This window comes from Paenibacillus illinoisensis NBRC 15959 (genome assembly GCF_004000925.1).
Classification (GTDB): Bacteria; Bacillota; Bacilli; order Paenibacillales; family Paenibacillaceae; genus Paenibacillus; species Paenibacillus illinoisensis.
Genome location: NZ_BIME01000002.1, coordinates 107,878 through 126,275 on the forward strand (window position 1 = coordinate 107,878; position 18,398 = coordinate 126,275).

General features: G+C 45.0%; 19 protein-coding genes and 1 riboswitch. Of the genes, 16 read left to right on the plus strand and 3 right to left on the minus strand.

Features of this window, described 5'->3' with window-relative positions:
• Window positions 1-7: 7 nt before the first annotated feature.
• The 13 genes from PIL01S_RS05975 to PIL01S_RS06035 all read left to right on the plus strand — a co-directional run bounded on the left by PIL01S_RS05975 (window position 8) and on the right by PIL01S_RS06035 (window position 13,277).
• Window positions 8-1,834, plus strand: coding sequence for an ATPase, T2SS/T4P/T4SS family (locus PIL01S_RS05975; RefSeq protein ID WP_127536711.1), 1,827 nt, complete (start codon window positions 8-10; stop codon window positions 1,832-1,834).
• Window positions 1,824-3,890 carry a hypothetical protein gene (locus PIL01S_RS05980; protein WP_127536712.1) on the plus strand — a complete coding sequence of 689 codons (2,067 nt, stop codon included), beginning with the start codon at window positions 1,824-1,826 and terminating at the stop codon, window positions 3,888-3,890. Before PIL01S_RS05975 ends, PIL01S_RS05980 begins: the two co-directional genes overlap by 11 nt.
• Window positions 3,891-3,954: 64 nt before the next feature.
• The gene (locus PIL01S_RS05985; protein WP_127536713.1) at window positions 3,955-4,440 is read left to right on the plus strand and encodes an ABC transporter permease; all 486 of its coding nucleotides are present in this window, start codon (window positions 3,955-3,957) and stop codon (window positions 4,438-4,440) included.
• 16 nt (window positions 4,441-4,456) lie between these two features.
• Window positions 4,457-4,855, plus strand: coding sequence for a hypothetical protein (locus PIL01S_RS05990; RefSeq protein ID WP_127536714.1), 399 nt, complete (start codon window positions 4,457-4,459; stop codon window positions 4,853-4,855).
• Complete coding sequence (locus PIL01S_RS05995; RefSeq protein WP_127536715.1) at window positions 4,852-5,403, plus strand: hypothetical protein; 552 nt, start codon at window positions 4,852-4,854, stop codon at window positions 5,401-5,403. The genes PIL01S_RS05990 and PIL01S_RS05995 overlap by 4 nt, the downstream gene beginning before the upstream one ends.
• Window positions 5,390-6,385 (plus strand): hypothetical protein, encoded by a 996-nt coding sequence (locus tag PIL01S_RS06000; RefSeq protein ID WP_127536716.1) that lies wholly within the window; start codon window positions 5,390-5,392, stop codon window positions 6,383-6,385. The genes PIL01S_RS05995 and PIL01S_RS06000 overlap by 14 nt, the downstream gene beginning before the upstream one ends.
• A gap of 135 nt (window positions 6,386-6,520) precedes the next feature.
• A complete protein-coding gene (locus tag PIL01S_RS06005; RefSeq protein WP_095286466.1) occupies window positions 6,521-8,071 on the plus strand; it encodes an ABC-F family ATP-binding cassette domain-containing protein in 1,551 nt (516 codons plus the stop codon).
• Between the two features lie 109 nt (window positions 8,072-8,180).
• Window positions 8,181-8,290, plus strand: a riboswitch (TPP riboswitch).
• Window positions 8,291-8,535: 245 nt separating this feature from the next.
• Complete coding sequence (locus tag PIL01S_RS06010; RefSeq protein WP_127536717.1) at window positions 8,536-9,159, plus strand: thiamine phosphate synthase; 624 nt, start codon at window positions 8,536-8,538, stop codon at window positions 9,157-9,159.
• Window positions 9,160-9,176: 17 nt separating this feature from the next.
• On the plus strand, window positions 9,177-10,409 hold the full coding sequence (gene thiO, locus PIL01S_RS06015; protein WP_127536718.1) for a glycine oxidase ThiO: 1,233 nt from the start codon (window positions 9,177-9,179) through the stop codon (window positions 10,407-10,409).
• A complete protein-coding gene (thiS, locus tag PIL01S_RS06020) occupies window positions 10,406-10,609 on the plus strand; it encodes a sulfur carrier protein ThiS (protein ID WP_127536719.1) in 204 nt (67 codons plus the stop codon). Before thiO ends, thiS begins: the two co-directional genes overlap by 4 nt.
• 3 nt (window positions 10,610-10,612) lie before the next feature.
• Window positions 10,613-11,380 (plus strand): thiazole synthase, encoded by a 768-nt coding sequence (locus PIL01S_RS06025; protein ID WP_127536720.1) that lies wholly within the window; start codon window positions 10,613-10,615, stop codon window positions 11,378-11,380.
• Entirely contained in the window at window positions 11,377-12,426 is a 1,050-nt protein-coding gene (locus PIL01S_RS06030; protein ID WP_127536721.1) for a ThiF family adenylyltransferase, read from the plus strand. The genes PIL01S_RS06025 and PIL01S_RS06030 overlap by 4 nt, the downstream gene beginning before the upstream one ends.
• A 158-nt stretch (window positions 12,427-12,584) precedes the next feature.
• Window positions 12,585-13,277, plus strand: a complete 693-nt coding sequence (locus tag PIL01S_RS06035; RefSeq protein ID WP_127536722.1) for a response regulator transcription factor — start codon at window positions 12,585-12,587, stop codon at window positions 13,275-13,277.
• Between the two features lie 140 nt (window positions 13,278-13,417).
• Here the strand turns inward: PIL01S_RS06035 and PIL01S_RS06040 are convergent, their stop codons facing one another.
• Together PIL01S_RS06040 and PIL01S_RS06045 are read right to left on the minus strand one after the other, a co-directional pair.
• On the minus strand, window positions 13,418-13,918 hold the full coding sequence (locus PIL01S_RS06040; protein ID WP_095286473.1) for a C40 family peptidase: 501 nt from the start codon (window positions 13,916-13,918) through the stop codon (window positions 13,418-13,420).
• A gap of 287 nt (window positions 13,919-14,205) precedes the next feature.
• On the minus strand, window positions 14,206-14,847 hold the full coding sequence (locus PIL01S_RS06045; RefSeq protein WP_127536723.1) for a thiamine diphosphokinase: 642 nt from the start codon (window positions 14,845-14,847) through the stop codon (window positions 14,206-14,208).
• Between the two features lie 168 nt (window positions 14,848-15,015).
• On the opposite strand from PIL01S_RS06045, the gene PIL01S_RS06050 reads away from it, so the two are divergent.
• Entirely contained in the window at window positions 15,016-15,684 is a 669-nt protein-coding gene (locus tag PIL01S_RS06050) for a trimeric intracellular cation channel family protein (protein WP_127537195.1), read from the plus strand.
• Window positions 15,685-15,686: 2 nt separating this feature from the next.
• Window positions 15,687-16,157 (plus strand): low molecular weight protein-tyrosine-phosphatase, encoded by a 471-nt coding sequence (locus tag PIL01S_RS06055; protein ID WP_127536724.1) that lies wholly within the window; start codon window positions 15,687-15,689, stop codon window positions 16,155-16,157.
• Between the two features lie 144 nt (window positions 16,158-16,301).
• Here the strand turns inward: PIL01S_RS06055 and PIL01S_RS06060 are convergent, their stop codons facing one another.
• Window positions 16,302-17,036: an alpha/beta hydrolase gene (locus tag PIL01S_RS06060; protein ID WP_127536725.1), complete on the minus strand. Its 735-nt coding sequence runs from the start codon at window positions 17,034-17,036 to the stop codon at window positions 16,302-16,304.
• A 255-nt stretch (window positions 17,037-17,291) separates the two neighbouring features.
• On the opposite strand from PIL01S_RS06060, the gene pdhA reads away from it, so the two are divergent.
• Window positions 17,292-18,359: a pyruvate dehydrogenase (acetyl-transferring) E1 component subunit alpha gene (gene pdhA / locus PIL01S_RS06065; protein WP_095286477.1), complete on the plus strand. Its 1,068-nt coding sequence runs from the start codon at window positions 17,292-17,294 to the stop codon at window positions 18,357-18,359.
• The last annotated feature ends 39 nt before the right edge of the window (window positions 18,360-18,398 follow it).

Consider the following 18,398-nt stretch of genomic DNA (forward strand, 5'->3'; position numbering starts at 1 on the left):
ACCTCCAATGCTCTGGAATACAATAGGGATCAGTTTTATTGTAATAGCTGTTTTGACATACATCTGGATCAAAACGAAATCATTCCATCAGCAAAAAAATGCAGGAACTCCTGAACGCGAGGCATTTACGATTGAAATGCTAACTGAACAGGTGAAGAACTCGCTGCATGAATTAAGTCATAGTCAGCTTGCGGATATCGGTCTTCATGAAGAAGAATATCGCAGGAGAATCAATCAGCGTGCCGAGATGAGAAAAGCGCTGAAAGGCTGCGTCTCTGGCAGCATAAGTGACAAAACCTATGTAAAGAACCTAATCGCTGATTTACTTACTCGAAACATAGGTCTGAATAAAACCAATGTGGATGAAGTCATCCTTTTTGCGGAGCCCGATCTGTTATCCGTTCAAGACCAGTTTGAAATTGTCTTTTACCTGTACCGACAGCAGTTCGGCGTCGATGCCTTGTCACGCTTGATTGACACTTACGATCTGGGCAGACTCCGATTGGAGGATGGTGCTGAGGACGGCGGTGGATATTATGTTTCCGAAGAAGATATCCGGTATGTATTTGAGTGCGAATACCGTGAACTCGGTTTTAGAGAAAAAACGGATATTATCGTTCAGCGGATATACCAACATTACAAAGGTTTCTCGGTTGTAGATGAAATCAGAGACCAGCGAATTGATGGAGTTAGCGGCGGGGTTAGCGGTATGCTGGATGCCATGCAAGATATCGGAATTAAGCACCCGGCTTCCTGGAATGATCTGTTGGAAGATGGCTTGGAGGATACACCCGTTGACGTTCCGCTAAGTGGTATGGAGAGTGTTTGGATTTTTTACAAAGGGAAGTCGATCCATCTTTCATTTTTATCGTTTGGCAGTACACGGGAGCTGAAGAGGGTTTGTCAGAATATTTATAAATATAATTATCCTGGTCAGTTATCTGAAGCGAATGGATATAAGGTTAACGAAATGAAGGATGGCTCTCGTGTCGTTGTGGTACGACCTCCTTTTGCAGAATCCTGGGCGTTTTTTGTCCGGAAATTCGATATTCCCAATGCGTCGCTTGAGCAATTAATAACCGGCAGCAATGCCGAACTGCCAATCACATTACTGAAGTACCTCATGAAAGGAAGTCGTATTACAGCTGTGACTGGTGCTCAGGGATCTGGTAAAACGACGCTGCTGATGGCGATGGTCAAGCATATCTATGCCTCATACACCCTGCGTGTACAAGAAATGGCATTCGAGCTGCAGCTGCGTCGAATCTACAGTCGTCGTAATATTTTGAGCTTTCGGGAGACGGAACATATTTCAGGTCAACAAGGACTGGATTTGCAGAAAAAAACAGATGGAACAGTCAACATACTGGGAGAGGTTGCGAGTGATGAGGTTGCTGCCTGGATGATTCAAATGTCGCAGGTGGCGAGTTTGTTCACTCTGTTTACCCACCATGCCAAGACATTCCGGGATCTGGTATTCTCGCTCCGCAACTCTTTGCTCAAAACAGGTATGTTTCAACATGAGCACATTGCTGAGGAACAGGTCGTCAGTGTCATCAATTTTGATGTGCACATGAAAAAGGACCCCGAAGGACGCAGATACATAGAGCGAATTACAGAGTGCTTGCCTCGTGCTGATCAGGTGGACAGTGTGGAAGAACGGGCAGGGTTTGCTTTTCGGAATGTCATTGAATACAAGGATGGCGAATATGTGGTAACCGCTCCCCTGTCACCTAGCTGCATTATGGATATGCGGGACCAAATGACATTGCACGATGCTGCACAGTTTGAACAGTTTATTGAGCGGCACTGGGGTGATATGCATGACAACTAAATCGTGGCTTATCCTTTTGCTGGGTATATGTATCTCCGGGCTCATGATTACGCTCCTGACTCTCCAATTCTTTCAAAAGAGGGGGAAGGGTTTAAGCGATAGAGTTCCTGGAACAACAACTCCTGTTGCCAATCGAACGGTCTGGGTAAGGTCATTTCTGCTGCAGTCCTATCGCTGGGGTAAGAGGGTGCCGATTTTGGCATCTTACATCTATTTGATTCAAAAGCGGGTCTCATTCAGACATGTTGGAGATGAAGCCTCTTTAAGGCGTATGACCATGACTGTTGTTCTGATTGTTGCGGGAGGATACGGAAGTATTAGTATCTTGCTGTTCTTAATGCAACCAGGGATTGCTTTCTTCATTTTGTCTGTACTTTGCGCTGTCGTAATCCATAGTCTTGTCGTGGACTTGTGGCTGAATCGCACAGAGAAACGGCTGCTGGTCCAAATGTTGGATCTGTTTGCGGACGTGCGACATCGATACCACCAGCACGGGATGATCGAAGAAGCACTCTATGAAGCTGGAGAAGCTGGTGTGGGTGAAGCAGCCGATCAGGTATTGCTAATCTATGAGGCACTGACTTCACCAGATCCCAATGAAGCGTTGGAGAGGTATTACGAGATAGCCCCCAATCGATTTTTGAAGGCTTTTGCTGGCATCTCCTATATGGTGATGGAGTTTGGGGACAAGGACAGGGCTCAAGGTTCAATATACCTGAAAGGTTTGGGAAACCTAACTCAGGAAATTCATTTGGAAATTTTGCGGCGTGACAAGTTGGATTACCTTTTAAAAGGATTGAATATGATTGCGCTGGCTCCGGTATTGTTTACGGCTCCCATTGAACGCTGGGCGAGAGGCAGTTTCCCGACCATGGATGAGTTTTACCGCAGCAAGCTTGGATTCATAACCAAAATATCAATCTATATCATCATAATTTTGGCCTACTTGCTGTTGCAGAGACTTCAGCATTACGATGAAACGCGATTCCGCTCAGGGCACAAACCTTCCATCATGGACCGTTTTTTGTACAACCAAAAATTCATTCGTAAATTGGCCATGTTGTTTGCTGCTAAACCAGGAAGTACAAATTATACCCAGACGGTAAGGTTGATGAGGGAGAGCAGCGCTGAATTAAAATACGAGTGGCTGGCGATCCGCAGACTGATGTTGTTTGTGTGCTCCTTAGCACTGGCTATCGGTTGTATATTACTGCTTCATCAAATTGAACGAAATCATGTTCTATACGATCCGGTAAGAGATGACCGCATGTTTGGAGCAATGGCCGAAGCTGAACTGAAGCAGGCTGCCGAAAAAACAGCTTTGGACCGAGAGGTAATGGGGCGGTTAGGCATGAAACGTGGAACTAGTTATGATGACGTGTTTAACATGTTACAACAGGTTTCCCCCATCCCATTAGACTCTGATACACAAACTGAAACGAGTCTGCGCATCATTCAAAAGCTCGAAATATACAACAAGCAGTACTTGCACTGGTGGGAGCTGCTGATTGCCATCTTTATCGGCGCAGCCGGATATTACATGCCCATATGGCTCATGATGTTCCAGCGTAAAATGCGAAGCATGGACATGAAGCATGAAATTTACCAATATCAGACGGTGATCTCCATTTTGCGTGAGATGGACCGGATGTCCGTTGAAGAGATTTTGGAATGGCTTAATCGTTTTGCCGTCATTTTCAAACGACCACTGCAAAAATGTCTGCTGCACTTTGAACATGGACCCGAAAATGCACTTGAGCAGCTGAAAGAGGATGCAGGATTGGCTGAGTTTCAGCGTTTGGTGGACAAACTGCAGCTTGCACTCGGTAAAATATCGATTCGTGAAGCGTTTGATGATCTGGACAGCATGATGGCTTTTTATTTTGATCAGCGGAAGCAGGAGTATACCAGAATGATAGATGTAAAAGCCTCATGGGGCAGAATGATTGGCTTTACCCCGATGTATGCCCTTATTTTTCTCTATCTGGTGATCCCGCTTGTTGGTATGAGCTTCCTGCAAATGAACATTTATTATGAACAAATTCAGAAACTGTAGCGGTTCAGGTTGAACCCGTTCAGGCTGATATACATTTATTTATCAAAACATAGGAGGATTTAACATGAACAATGCTTCAAGTGCTTTAAAGGTAGCCGCAGGGATCTTTTTGACGATTGCCCTTATTACGATTGTGGTACTTCTGTTTATTTCTGCTCAGGAGGCAACCAAAACAGCGCAAAACAATTTTGCGGATATTCAGACAGAATTATCTCAGGCAGCATTTACGGTGTATGACGGGACAACGATCAGTGGCTCCCAAGTTACTAACGCACTGCGTAAGTATGCGGACAAGGATCAATTTGGTATCCAGGTCATTACAGGAAAAAACAAGGGTGGTCAGTGGTATGGCAATGAGTTGAACATTTCTCAGGATATTAATAATGCCGATTACGGTTCAGTCATTGCTCCAGATAACAAAGTGGGCAGTATTAATCAGACGATGAGCGAAAAGGACAATCAATACGTTAACCCAAGTGGAAAGTTCAAGGCCGTAATCGTTAAAGACAAATCAAATGTGGTGAGAGGACTAATCTTCCAGCAATCCTGACAGGAGTTGGTTTCCATTGTCCCAGAATACTCAGCAGCTCATGTTGTTTTGTACCGCAATTGTCCTGTTTGTAACAGCCTGCCTGTATGGACAACAAAGCGTTAGCGTATTGGTCAGTGCTTTGAGTTCCAGTGTGCACACGAATGAAGACATGGAAGGAAGAATAAATACAACATTAAGAATAAGCGAACCCCTTCGTTACAGCGGAGCTGAGGTGTTACATACGGTTAGACAAATGACAGGTACAGCGGTGGAAGTGCAGGTTGACGGGAAAAAGTATACGATAGACCCGCTTATCAACCGAAGTGCGATCATACCTGTTCACGTGTCTGCTTCCTATAAACCGGAGTTTTTAAGAGATGATAGCGGTGAATTGCTTCGAATTGCATTTTGGAGGGAGGCCAGTATCAATTGATAAATGCTGTATCCAAGCTGCTAGCAGTTATGCTGGCAGTACTTCTGCTATATGTATATCCGACTGCGGAAACGGCAGATCGACAAGACGATATAGCACGAATGGTCACATATCAGACGGTTACCCGTTTTGTGGATTCGGTCAGAACGAATGGTTATATCTCTCCTGGGATGTATGCCGAATTTGAAGAGCAGCTAGCGCGAACAGGCAATGTTTACGAGATTACCATGGAGCATCTGCACAAAAAATATGTTCCTCATTACACGGATCCGATGGATCAAGGTACATTTACAGGAACATATGAGACGGTACAGGATGCATATTACTCAGCGCAAATCTTAGAAAAAATGTTCCCTGTCTCGGGCACGTACGCAGCCGATGATCCGCTTCGTAGATACACACTGACCATGGGTGACTTTTTCACGATTACACTTAAAAATACCAATCGGACATCAGCCATGCTGATTCGCGAGTGGCTGAATGGTACGGCTCCTGCGGCAGCAGTGTTTACCACTTATGGAGGCATGGTTCTCAATGAAGATTACTGATTTATCCATTGTGTTTGTTCTAGTTTTTCTACCCTTTTTTTGGATGGTTTCTCGGAATACCCATGATGCGGATGAAGCTCAGCTTCTTAATCAAAGGTATAGATCAGCCCTCCAAACAGCTGTATTGGACGCGGGAAACGTAATGCACCAGAATGAGAAGCAAAACAGTGAGGCAGGATATGATTCCACCAAATTCGTAAAGGCAGATAAGGAACTGGCGCTTCAGACATTCACTCAAACGATGGCCTTGAATATGGGCATACATGACGATCCAAAGGCAATTAAAGCACTGTTTGATTACATACCGGCCATAGTTGTACTGGATTACGATGGTTATTATATCTTAGCTAAGGAAGCGGAGATGACTGGTGAGACTGATGATTCGTACCACCAGGTATGGAGTCCTAAAATGCTTTATACATATTCAGATTCAGACGGCAGCAGCATTAATTTTACACTTGACGGTTATGTTTATGCTTATGATGCCGTTCAGGGTAAATGGATTGAAGGCTTTCAAAGGGAACTCGCTTCGACTAGTGGAATTCCATTGCTGCAAAATTTAGATTCGTTTGAGCAGGTCAGACAAACTCGCATCGTCATGAGCGTACAGGAGAATCTAGCCGAAGTCATTAATCGGCATAATGAGTTTGCAAGAAGAAACGGGATATCCTATACGTTTACCTTGCCTCTTATTTCTCAGGAGGATTGGTACAATACGATTAATGATACGGGGATCATGGCCTTTATTCAGGGCTTGCCTGTAGGGAGCCAAAAGGTAAACACCTATGCCATCGGTGGAGGAAGGTTGGTTAAAAGAACAGCAGTCATTGGAGGGATAGAACCTTCTACCGGCATAAAATATTATTATCCAGCAACTTGTAAGAATAACTTCCGAGCTGAAGAAGTTTTTACCGATGTGAAGCAGGCCGCGGCAGCGGGGTATTTTGAGGGGAATTGTTACATTAACAAGGTTGTTCACTGAGTATGACTGCTGCGCTACTACATTGCTTTCAGAAAGGCAGGTCCTGTGCTAAAATAGGGTTTCAGTTCAGAACTTGACCGGTATCAACAATACCGAATAAAAGTAATGTTAAATAGATAGGAGCAACCTCATCTCATGAGTTTATTGTCAGTGGAGAACGTCAGTCACAATTTTGGTGACCGCACGTTATTTAAAAATGTATCTTTTCGTTTACTTGCAGGAGAGCGTGTAGGCCTGGTCGGAGCAAATGGTGTAGGAAAGTCCACTTTAATGAACATTTTGACCGGAAAATTGCTGAAAGACAGCGGGAAAGTGGAGTGGACACCAAAAGTCCGTTACGGATATTTGGATCAGCATACCAAGCTGACTCCTGGCAAAACAATCCGCGACGTTTTAAAAGATGCCTTCCTTCCCCTGCTTGAACTGGAAAAAGAAATGATGGCCATTACAGACCAGATGGCTGATGCAGACCCAGACCAGCTTGAAAAACTGCTGGAAGAAATGGGTGAAATCCAGGAGCAGCTTGAGCAGGGCGATTTTTATTTGATTGATGTAAAAGTGGAAGAAATGGCGAATGGCCTCGGATTATCCGCTATTGGGCTTGATCGTGACGTCGCTGCTCTAAGCGGGGGACAACGGACCAAAGTATTGCTCGCCAAGTTGTTGCTCGAGAAACCGACGGCTCTTTTGCTGGACGAGCCAACAAACTACCTGGACGTGGAGCACATTGAATGGTTAACGCGATATTTAAAAGATTACCCTTATGCATTCATCCTGATTTCACATGATACGGAGTTCATGAATGAAGTCGTTAACGTCATTTATCATCTGGAATTTGCTAAATTGACGCGTTATGCTGCCAACTACAATAAGTTTCTTGAAATGGCAGATATGCAAAAAGCACAACATATCGACGCTTATGAGAAACAGCAGGAATATATTAAGAAACAGGAAGATTTCATTCAGCGTAACAAGGCAAGAGCCTCCACTTCCGGACGTGCCAAAAGCCGCGAGAAACAGCTGGGCAAGATTGAACGAATCGATCGCCCGGATGAAGCAGCAAAACCGACATTTAAATTCAAAGATGCCCGTGCCAGCAGCAAAACAGTATTCGAGGGAATTGATTTCGAGATTGGTTATTCCTACCCTTTGCTGCCTAAGATGACAATGACCATTGAACGTGGTGAGAAAATAGCCATTGTTGGATGTAACGGTGTAGGTAAGTCGACACTTCTTAAAACCATATTGGGCAAAATCCCGCCGATCAGCGGTAAAACGTTCCTGGGGGATTATCTGGAAACGGCTTACTTTGAACAGGAAGTTCGGGCTGGCAACATTACGCCAATTGAAGATGTGTGGAACGAATTCTCCCATCTAACTCAGAATGAAGTACGCGGACATTTGGCCCGCTGTGGTTTGAAAAACGAGCATATCACTCGTCCGCTGAGTGCACTTAGTGGGGGAGAACAAGCGAAAGTTCGCTTGTGCAAGCTTTTGATGCGTGAAAGCAACTGGATCCTGTTTGATGAACCGACAAATCACCTGGATGTAACAGCAAAAGCGGAGCTAAAACGTGCCTTGCAAGAATTTAAAGGTACAGTACTGCTCGTTTCCCATGAACCTGAATTTTATCAGGATTGGGTCACCAAGACATGGGACGTCGAAGCCTGGTCTGAGAAAAACTAGTTGTTGCGGAGCAATTTAGTGCTCTACAATCAAAACATTCATCAACATGAGTTTGAAAAATCAACGGTGACAAAAAAAGGTGACTATGGTAACATAGGCTACAACTTCATACAATCACTAGGGGGGCCGCTCGTTGCGGCTGAGATGGAATAATGCGATTCCGGACCCTTTGCACCTGATCTGGATTATACCAGCGTAGGGAAGTGGCGCGTTTTAGTTAATGATATGGGCAAATTAATATTCGATTTTGTAGCGAATGTGAATGCTCACAAGTGGAACATGAAGGTATCTCGTATATATCAGGGCTATGGTTTAATAGCTTGTATACCTGACAACTGGCATGTAAAGCTCATTTAACTAACTGGACATGTTATCGCGGCCACTCCCTACGGGAGTGGCTTTTTTGTACTTACATATTGTGACGGCAAGGAAGGTGAAACCAAACGGATACCTTTAAAAAACCTGTGAATTCACTATCGTTTGAACTGCATGCTGTTTCGCCAGGGGTAGGGGATCAACAACGTTTTCTGAAGATTGCAGCGGATGCATGGCCTTGGCTTGACTATATCCACATCCGGGAAAAACATCTAACCACTGAACAAAAAATTCAATGGGCTCATAGTTTGCTGAACGCAGGAATTCCATCTGACAGGATCGTAATCAATGGTCTATGTGAGCTGAATAATTTGGAGAAACATGTTTTCATTCAGAGGATTCATTGGGGCCAGTCCGATATGGCGACTACTCAAGGCAGCAGCCTGAACAAAAGCGATCGACTTCGTCTCGGTATTTCTGTTCACTCTCTTCACGAAGCTAGAGTAGCTGAAGAACGGGGAGCGGATTACCTCTTTTATGGTCATGTATTTTCCTCCAGCAGTAAACCTGGGAGCAAGCCGAGAGGGATATATGCACTGTCTGAAATATGCTCAGCTGTTTCCATTCCCGTAATTGCCATTGGCGGTATTGGACCGGCAAACATAGCTGCTGTACGTGCAGCCGGAGCAAATGGTGCGGCAGTAATATCTTCTATCTGGACCAGTGATAATCCGGAAAGCGCGGCAGCATCCTTGAGGCGTGCTATCGAATGAATAACGGAGGTGAATGAATGAGCAGAGAAGCAAGAGGCCGAAGACGAAGTGGCAGCCTTTACCGAAATGGAGCAGCTTGTACGACACTAATACGTGGAGAAATTCGTGGCAAGCTTCATGCGGAAACTATTGTTGTGGGAGGCGGCGTTATAGGTTGTGCCATCGCGTATGAGCTAGCTTCACGAGGTAAAGAAGTGATTTTAATCGAGCGTGCGCGTATTGCAAGTGAGACATCTTCTGCGGCAGCGGGCATGTTAGCTGCAGACAGCGAGACGTTTCATACTACTGTGATGTCAAAGCTAGCATATGAAAGTAGAAAACGACTGCATCAGCAAAAAGAACAGCTTGAACTACTAAGCGGCATTGAAATTGGCCTGCAGCAGAGTGGATTTATTACACCATTTCGGAATGAAGCCGAGATGAAAAAGTATAGCGATTCGAGAAGAAGTACAGTTTTGCCTACAGAGCAAATGTGGTGGGATCATTCCAAGCTTCAACGTGAAGCCCCATGGATAAGCAAGGAAGCTTTCGGGGCTCTGTATAGAGCTTCAGAAAGTGAACTTCTTCCTGTCAATTTGGCACGTGCCTATGCGGGCGCAGCTCAAACAATGGGAGCCAAAGTAATCGAAGGTGTACAGAATGTAAGTCTAACTGCCGATTCGAGCGGAATCCAGGGTGTGGAAACGTCGATTGGAAGATTAACGTGTAAGCATGTTGTTGTCGCAGCTGGATTACAAGGTGGAGAGATTTTGAAGCAGGTGGGTCTTAACCTGCCCACTCTTCCAGTGAAAGGTGAAATTGCAGCAATTCAATATGCGAAACATGATGCAGATTACAGACCTGACAAGACGGTTTATGCAGATAATGTATACATTGTCCCCAAAGCAAACGGTGAAGTTTGGATCGGAGCAACCAGTTTACCAGGACGCTCGGATCGGGATGTAACTGTTGAAGGTATTCAAAAGCTGCTTGCATCCGCAGCAGGGTGGGTCCCTGGAATACAGCAAGCCCAGTTTATCCGTGCCTGGGCAGGGGTTCGACCATCGACTCCTGACGGTTTGCCTTATCTGGGAGCTTGTAAAAGCATACCCGGGTTATATACCGCGTTTGGACATTACAGAAATGGCATCTTACTTAGCGCAATTACCGGCAGCCTGATGGCTGATCTGATGGCTGGCCATTCTTCGGAGGAGCTTGGCATTGATGAATTGAGTCCGGAGCGTTTGAGCAGAAAGGAGATTATGCAGTGAACATCATCGTAAACGGGCAGAGCATGAACATTGAGGACGATTTAAATCATGTGGATCAGCTACTGCAATCTTTTAATTTGCAGGTGAAAACTGTGGTGGTTGAGTTAAATCGCCAAATTCTGATGAGGGAGCACCATGCATCGACCGTTTTAAGAGACGGAGACCGAATTGAGATCGTACATTTTGTGGGAGGCGGTTAAAACATGCTGAAGATAGGACATCATTCATTTCATTCTAGATTGTTGTTGGGTACGGGCAAATTTGACGATTTGGATATACAGAGTCAAGCGGTAGAAGCGTCAGGAACCGAAGTGCTGACTTTTGCAGTTCGACGCCTCAACTTGGAAGATCGGGATAAACACCACTTCCTTGATACACTCGATTTGAAGCGATTCACTTTACTCCCTAATACCGCGGGTGCTTCCACTGCAGAAGAGGCCGTCCGAATCGCTGAACTTGCCCGTGCCTCAGGACTTTGTGATATGATAAAAGTAGAAGTGATCGGAGATGGGATCACACTGCTGCCAGATCCGATCGAAACGTACAAGGCCTGCGAGATCCTGTTGGAAAAAGGATTCATCGTACTGCCTTATATCTCAGATGATGTGATTTTAGCCAAACGGCTGCAGCTGCTTGGGGTTCATGCAGTCATGCCAGGAGCTTCACCGATCGGAGCAGGAAGAGGCATTATCAACCCGTACAACCTGGAAATCATAATGGAGCAAGCGGTTGTTCCTGTAATTGTGGATGCCGGATTGCGTTCCCCCAAAGATGCTGCTTATGCCATGGAGCTGGGGGCGGATGGTGTGCTGCTGAATACGGCGGTATCCGGTTCGGGAGATCCGGTTAAAATGGCAAAAGCGATGCGAATGGGAGTTGAAGCGGGAAGACTTGCTTATGAGGCAGGCATGATACCCGTTAAGCGTTATGCGGCAGCCAGCAGTCCGGCGGAAGGAATGGTTCATACATGATAGAAGAAACAAATTCAACGGAGCAAAGTGATCGATATTCGAGACAGGAACGATACGCTCCGCTTGGCAAAGAAGGTCAGCGCAGACTAAACAACAGCAGGGTTGTTATCGTGGGGGCCGGTGCACTGGGAACCGGCATTGCAGAGACGCTCGCCAGGTCAGGTATTGGACACATTACCATTGCGGACCGGGACTATGTGGAATGGAGCAACCTGCAGCGACAGCAGCTCTATGTTGAACAGGATGCAGTTCAGCGAATGCCAAAAGCGATGGCAGCCGAAAAACGCCTGCTCGATATCAACTCCTCGGTTGTCATTGAAGGCAAGGTGATGGATGTCCGTGCAGACGAGCTGGAGGATCTCATTCAAAATGCAGATCTTATCATGGATGCCACGGATAACTTTGATACAAGGCTGCTGATTAATGACATGTCCCAGAAATACCGCATTCCCTGGATTTATGGGGGGTGTGTGGGGAGTTATGGTATCACGTATACGTTCCTGCCCGGGGATACCCCTTGTTTGAACTGTTTACTTGGCGAGGTACCGCTCGGTGGAGATACTTGCGATACATCGGGGATTATACCCCAGGCTGTGCAGATGGTAACGGCGAACCAGACAGCAGAAGCGATGAAGCTGCTTAGCGGTAATGAAGGTGCGCTGCGGCGTAAGCTGTTGTCCTTTGATGTATGGCGGAATGAGTACATATCCATAAATGTGGATGGTGCCAAAAAAGCAGATTGTCCTTCCTGCGGAAATACCGCTTCCTATCCATACCTTTCCGCTGCAAATCTGGAGAAAACCGATGTGTTATGCGGTAGGGATACAGTTCAGATTCGTCCTTCTCGCTCCATGAAGCTGAATCTTCAAGATACGGCTGAGCGTCTGAGGAGGCTTGATGAAGGACCAGTTGAAGTCAATCCGTTCCTGATCTCTTTTACGAAAGGGGTGCATCGATTGGTTATTTTTCAGGATGGACGTGTTCTGGTTCATGGCACAAAAGATACTGCAGAAGCTCGAACACTCGTACATCGATATTTTGGCTAAATGATTAAATTCAACAGTCTGTTCCCTATAGGGGAATGGACTTTTTCGTTTTACGGCATGCTAAGCAAACAATAGGTTGCTGTACTCCAGGTGGAAATGATAAGCGAATTGGTCATTTTACACCTTGACAGCGGTTGAGACAGGCCGGGTGAAACGAAATGAAAACGTCCATTTTACTTATTGGTGCCAAAGACCGAACGAACTCGATTAAGGAAGTGCTGTGTACCGAGAGTTACTCCGTTTTTGATATTAAATGGGAAGAACTGTATCAGGAACAGGACGCCCAGCTGGAAACCTGCAGCATGATAATTGGCGTAGTGGATGAGGAGCATGACAATTCAATTGTGGAGGAACTGCAATGGCTAATGGAGTATAAGGAAGGCGTCGTTCCTATTATCGTGATTACACCACAGGCAACCCCGGAACAGATAGTCGCTTGGCTTGATCAAGGCGCAAATGATGTAATTGTTGAACCGTTTCAGTGGAAAATCGTGATGGCGAGAATTCGAAATTTACTCCGCGTCTTCTGGAATGCAGCCCGAACGGATGAGGAGGTCATCGTTGTGCATGATCTTAAAGTGAATCTGCGTTCACGCAGGGTAAGCCGTTCAGGGGACTACCTCATGTTGACACCAAAAGAATATGAACTGCTGGAATTTTTGGCCAGGCATGTGAATGAGGCGTGTACGCGGAGTGCAATTCTAAGGGAAGTGTGGGGGTATGATTTTGCGATGGATACCAATGTAGTTGACGTATATATTAAACATTTGCGTGTTAAGGTTGATAAAGGGAGAGATATTAAACTGATCCATACCGTACGCGGCATCGGCTACATGCTTCATACCAGTTAATGAATGACTCCCAGCATCAATATGACGTTAAGTTACCAAAATACGCCTGTTTGTAATCCTGAGAAATCCGGGTAAATATAAAAGGACCGGATCCAAGATCCGGTCCCAACTGCCTGTCTATAGTATAAATTATAGTTTAACTACAGTACGCGGCGAGCTTTAATATATGTTCTTTTCCAAGTACCGGAATTCAGATCCGAGATGGTTACACCAGGAGAGCCGTAAGTGTGCAGAATTTTGCCATTGCCAGCGTATACTCCTACGTGAGTAATGTTTGAACCTGTGGAACGACTACCGCTCGAGAAGAATACCAGATCTCCTACACGCAGGTTAGCCTTCGATACAGCCTTACCTTCTTTGGATTGTTTAACAGACGTACGTGGCAAATCTACACCATACTTCTTAAAGATATATTTCATAAAAGAAGAGCAGTCAAAATATTTCGTAGTGGACGTTGACGCGCCAAATTTATACGGTGTTCCAGTAAATTTTTTGCCGTAGTTTACGATTTGTTGTCCAGTAGATACGGATGCAGTTGCTGCTTGTGCAACAGGTGCATTTGTCATTAATACAGCTCCAAAACCTAATGTAGCGCACAACCCGACGGTTACGGCCTTTTGGACTAAGATGTTTGTTTTCATGTTGTTTGTTACCTCCAAAATTCGTTTTCGTTAAGTTGCTAAAGCGAGTATAACAGGTTTGTAACAGCCTAGAAATTGGATACACCGCTATAATCCCTTGTACAGCCTAGGTTTGGGTTTCTTTATTAAAAAATGATTAAAAATGTCAAAAAATTAATCGTTGACTTATATGATTGAACAGAAAACTAGAAAAGACCCTTGATAATCAAGGGTCTTTTCTAGTTATGATCTTATAATCCGTACATTTTATAGGTTACAAAAACGTAATAACTATCGTGGATATAGGTTTAATCTTTGCTCTGTATGATAAGTAATAATCCACTGTCTATGGATACAGTTCCTGTTGCTCCAAGGAGTTTATTGCTTATCCCCAAAGATTGTCCCATCCGAATGGTAGCTTGATCAAGAGGATACAGGAAGCCATCTAATGTAATACCCGTAACTTCTGGAGTGAGGGGCAGTAAGGAAATGTATTCATATCCCCGGTCCTCCACCTCTAATTTTGATGTTGTCAGCATCATATAGTTGTGTTCGTCCTGAATGGTACAGAAGATATGATGCTGCATAGCACGAACCATAATATGTACATTGGCCAAGGTGTGGTCCAGTCTAGTCCCCGTAGCTCCAAGCATCAGGATATGGGTGGGTTCGTGGTCTAGTGCCGTCTCAAAGGCCATTTCAGTGTCTGTCCAATCTTTTGCGATAGGATCAACCGTGATCATGCGCTCACTATTTTCACGCACCATTTGCCATTGCTGCTCTGTAATGGAGTCGAAATCTCCAACGGCTATATGAGGCTTTACGCCATGTTCAATTAAATACAGTGCTCCGCGATCGGCTGCGATAACCATATCATCCTGCCTAATTTTTTTGAGAAATTGAGGAGAGAGAGCCCCGCCTGTAAAAATCACAATGCGTTTCGTAGTCATTCCATTCATCCCTTCTATTAATGTAGAACGTATAACATCATTTCACAGTATTCACGAATGCTCTCAGTATAAAACACAAAATGTGGTTGCACAATTTCAGTCCTCGCGGATACAATGGGTAGAGCGACATGGAGATGACTTGAAAAGTGAGGTTTGAACAGGTTGGACTTGCACATTTTTGAAGTGTTCAGCATTATAGGCACCGTTGCTTTTGCAATGTCTGGTGCTTTCGTGGCGATGGAAGAGGAATATGACATCTTGGGCGTGCTCGTATTGGGGCTGGTGACCGCCTTCGGTGGCGGGGTTGTTCGTAATGTGCTAATTGGGGTGCCTGTCACTACGCTATGGAGTCAGGGTGGACTAATTATGCTAGCACTGGTATCTGTTGCTGTAGCGTTCTTGCTTCCACTGAAGTGGATCGGTCACTGGAAGAGAACAGAAGCGCTATTTGATGCGATCGGACTGGCGGCGTTTGCCATCCAGGGTGGACTGTATGCTGCTAATATGGGACATCCCATCAGCGCGGTAATCGTTGCTGCAGTACTGACGGGGATCGGCGGGGGAATTATTCGTGATTTGCTTGCAGGCCGCAAGCCACTAGTACTCCGCGACGAGATCTATGCGGTATGGGCTATGACAGCCGGATTTGTTATAGGTATGGGATGGTTTACCTCGAATATGGGACTGTTGATATGTTTTGCAGCAGTTGTATTTTTCCGGATGTGTTCTGTACATTATAAATGGAAGCTTCCTCGCCGTTCATTGGTAAGCGCAGAAGCAGTTCCATCACAGTCTTCACAGTCAGCGCTTAAGCGTACGTTAAGCAAGGGGGAGTAATCATGATTCGTGTTTTGTTTGTTTGTCTAGGTAACATTTGTCGATCACCTATGGCAGAGGCGGTATTGCGTCACAAGATAGAGGAAAGAGGATTCCAGCACCAGATTCAGGTGGACTCGGCTGGCACAGGAGATTGGCATATTGGCAAGCCTCCGCATGAAGGAACGCGCAAGCTATTGGATTCGCACCAAATTTCCTATGCCGACATGGCTGCTAGGCAATTTGGAAGTGCTGACTTTGACCAATTTGACTATATCGTCTGCATGGATGATTCCAATGTTGCCAACGTGCGTAAGATAACTGGCGGAGCAGAGGCTGATATTATGAAATTCATGGACCTTCTGCCGAATGAATCCCTTCGGGAAGTGCCCGATCCATACTTTACAGGTAACTTTGAAGAAGTGTACAAGCTGGTAGAAGCGGGTTGCAATGAACTTTTGGAGCAAATCCAAAAAGATCATTCTCTTGCCTAATCCTAAGAGGTACAGGATTCGTTTCAAAAATGAGGTTATAGACAAGCAGGGGATTCCTGCTTTTTTTAAGAGGATTTTTGTAAGCGTTATCAAATAAAAAGAAAAAAATAGCGGCCAATACAGCCGCTTATAATATGAAGCACACTAGTTCTCTTGCAAGAAATATAACAAGGCTTCAGGCAGTTCCTTTTGCCAAAATCCCCATTGATGATGACCATCCTTTTCCCGATAAGAGACGTGAGCACCGCGCTTTTCAAGCAAATCACGTGTGTCTCTGTTTAGCTGAACAAAATCATAAGTGCCGGTATCCGCCTCAAAGGCAGTTTCCTGTAAACCAACGATCATCCAGATGGAAAGCCAGGACAAGTCTTCTTCAGCTGCATAGATTTCCTGGGAGGCAGAATAGAAGGCTCCAGACATGCTGATCACCCGTGTGAACAGATCCGGATAGAGCAGGGCCAGATGCAATGAAACACTGCCACCAAGGGAATCGCCAGCGAGAACGCGTTCCTGTGGAGAGCGTCTTACCGGATATTTCTCTTCAATAAAGGGAATAATCTCTTCAGCAAAGCATGAGGTATATGCTTTGAATCGATCACCGAATGGAGCATATTCCTGGGTTCGAACGGAGACATCAACCTGAACACCTACAATAATGAAAGGTTCAGCACCCTCATCCAGAATAATGCGGTTGGCAGTCGTAGCAATACGACCAAAGTTGAAGAATTCTTCGCCGTCCTGACAATAAACGACAGGGTAGCTGAGTAATTCGTTATAGCCTGGTGGAAGATAAATTCGAAGTGTGCGCTTCTCTCCAAGATAGCGGCTATCGATTTCTTCCTTTACAATCGTACGTTTCAAATAGCGGGAATCCGTCATAAAACGTCACCTTTCTCGGTTTATTTTTGCATTCGTCCGCGCAATACGGTAAGATTAACCTGGTGCGGGGATAGGTCAAACACGCAATCATGTATTATGCTGTTATACCAATATTAAGCCCCTGTTATACATACAATCCGGAAGGAAACATAAAAAAATTACGGATATCTTTGACGTATGCAGTGAAACAGGTGTATAATAATATTATAACAGCGGAACTTGATATTCAAATTTTTTGTTGAGGTGAAGAAAAAAATGAGCAAGGTTCCTTATGAAGTGTATACGGAGGATGTAGAAGCTCTGTCCGTGCTGTCTCCTGACGGCGAAATTGTAAACAAAGACATGATGCCTAAACTTTCCGACGATCAATTAAAAGAAATTATGTACCGCATGGTATTTACCCGTACTTGGGATGACCGTGCAGTAAACCTGGGCCGTCAAGGTCGTCTTGGTTTCTATGCTCCAGTATCTGGACAAGAAGCAACAATGGTTGGTAGTGAGTTTGCACTTGAGAAAGAAGACTTTATTGCTCCAGGCTATCGCGATATTCCGCAACTCGTGTGGCACGGACTTCCTCTTTATCAAGCATTCTTGTACTCCCGTGGACACCAACATGGTGGACAAATTCCTGATGGCGTTAACGTATTGATGCCGCAAATCATCATTGGTGCACAAATTCTGCACGCAATGGGTATTGCTATGGGTTATAAACTGAAGAAACAAAAGCAAGTTGTTATTACGTACACAGGTGATGGCGGTTCTTCTGAAGGTGACTTCTATGAAGGTCTGAACTACGCTGGTGTATACAAACTGCCAGTTATCTTCTTCGTACAAAACAATGGTTATGCCATCACAACTCCTTTTGCTAAACAAACAGCAGCTCTGTCCATCGCTCACAAAGCGGTAGCAGCAGGTATCAAAGGTGTTAAAGTTGACGGTATGGACATTTTCGCTGTTATCAAAGCGGTTCAGGAAGCTGCTGAACGTGGACGTAACGGAGAAGGCGCTACATTGATCGAAGCGGTAACTTACCGTTTCCGTCCTCACTCCCTTTCTGACGATGCTTCCAAATATCGTACAAAAGAAGAAGAGGCTGAATGGAGCGAAAAAGATCCAATCGCACGTTTCGCTAAGTATCTGGAGAAAAAAGGTCTTTGGACTGAAGAAGATACAGCTCGTGTGAAAGAAGAAGCAAAAGCTAAAGTAAATGAAGAGATCAAAAAAGCGGAAAAAACCGAGAAAATGACGATTTCAGGCTTGATCGACAGCATGTTCGAACAAACGCCTAAGCACTTGGAAGAGCAAAAAGCTGATTTCCAATAAGTTTTTTCCGATAAAGCATAAACATCCGGCGCCGGCTCT

What these genes read in the sequence shown, in the direction of transcription:
- PIL01S_RS05985 (WP_127536713.1), top strand. Translation starts at nt 3,955, where the DNA reads ATGAACAATGCTTCAAGTGCTTTAAAGGTAGCCGCAGGGATCTTTTTG.
- PIL01S_RS06060 (WP_127536725.1), bottom strand. Translation starts at nt 17,036, where the DNA reads ATGACGGATTCCCGCTATTTGAAACGTACGATTGTAAAGGAAGAAATC.
- PIL01S_RS05975 (WP_127536711.1), top strand. Translation starts at nt 8, where the DNA reads ATGCTCTGGAATACAATAGGGATCAGTTTTATTGTAATAGCTGTTTTG.
- pdhA (WP_095286477.1), top strand. Translation starts at nt 17,292, where the DNA reads ATGAGCAAGGTTCCTTATGAAGTGTATACGGAGGATGTAGAAGCTCTG.
- PIL01S_RS06045 (WP_127536723.1), bottom strand. Translation starts at nt 14,847, where the DNA reads ATGACTACGAAACGCATTGTGATTTTTACAGGCGGGGCTCTCTCTCCT.
- PIL01S_RS06055 (WP_127536724.1), top strand. Translation starts at nt 15,687, where the DNA reads ATGATTCGTGTTTTGTTTGTTTGTCTAGGTAACATTTGTCGATCACCT.
- PIL01S_RS06030 (WP_127536721.1), top strand. Translation starts at nt 11,377, where the DNA reads ATGATAGAAGAAACAAATTCAACGGAGCAAAGTGATCGATATTCGAGA.
- PIL01S_RS05980 (WP_127536712.1), top strand. Translation starts at nt 1,824, where the DNA reads ATGACAACTAAATCGTGGCTTATCCTTTTGCTGGGTATATGTATCTCC.
- PIL01S_RS06035 (WP_127536722.1), top strand. Translation starts at nt 12,585, where the DNA reads ATGAAAACGTCCATTTTACTTATTGGTGCCAAAGACCGAACGAACTCG.
- PIL01S_RS06040 (WP_095286473.1), bottom strand. Translation starts at nt 13,918, where the DNA reads ATGAAAACAAACATCTTAGTCCAAAAGGCCGTAACCGTCGGGTTGTGC.
- PIL01S_RS06000 (WP_127536716.1), top strand. Translation starts at nt 5,390, where the DNA reads ATGAAGATTACTGATTTATCCATTGTGTTTGTTCTAGTTTTTCTACCC.
- PIL01S_RS06005 (WP_095286466.1), top strand. Translation starts at nt 6,521, where the DNA reads ATGAGTTTATTGTCAGTGGAGAACGTCAGTCACAATTTTGGTGACCGC.
- thiO (WP_127536718.1), top strand. Translation starts at nt 9,177, where the DNA reads ATGAGCAGAGAAGCAAGAGGCCGAAGACGAAGTGGCAGCCTTTACCGA.
- PIL01S_RS06025 (WP_127536720.1), top strand. Translation starts at nt 10,613, where the DNA reads ATGCTGAAGATAGGACATCATTCATTTCATTCTAGATTGTTGTTGGGT.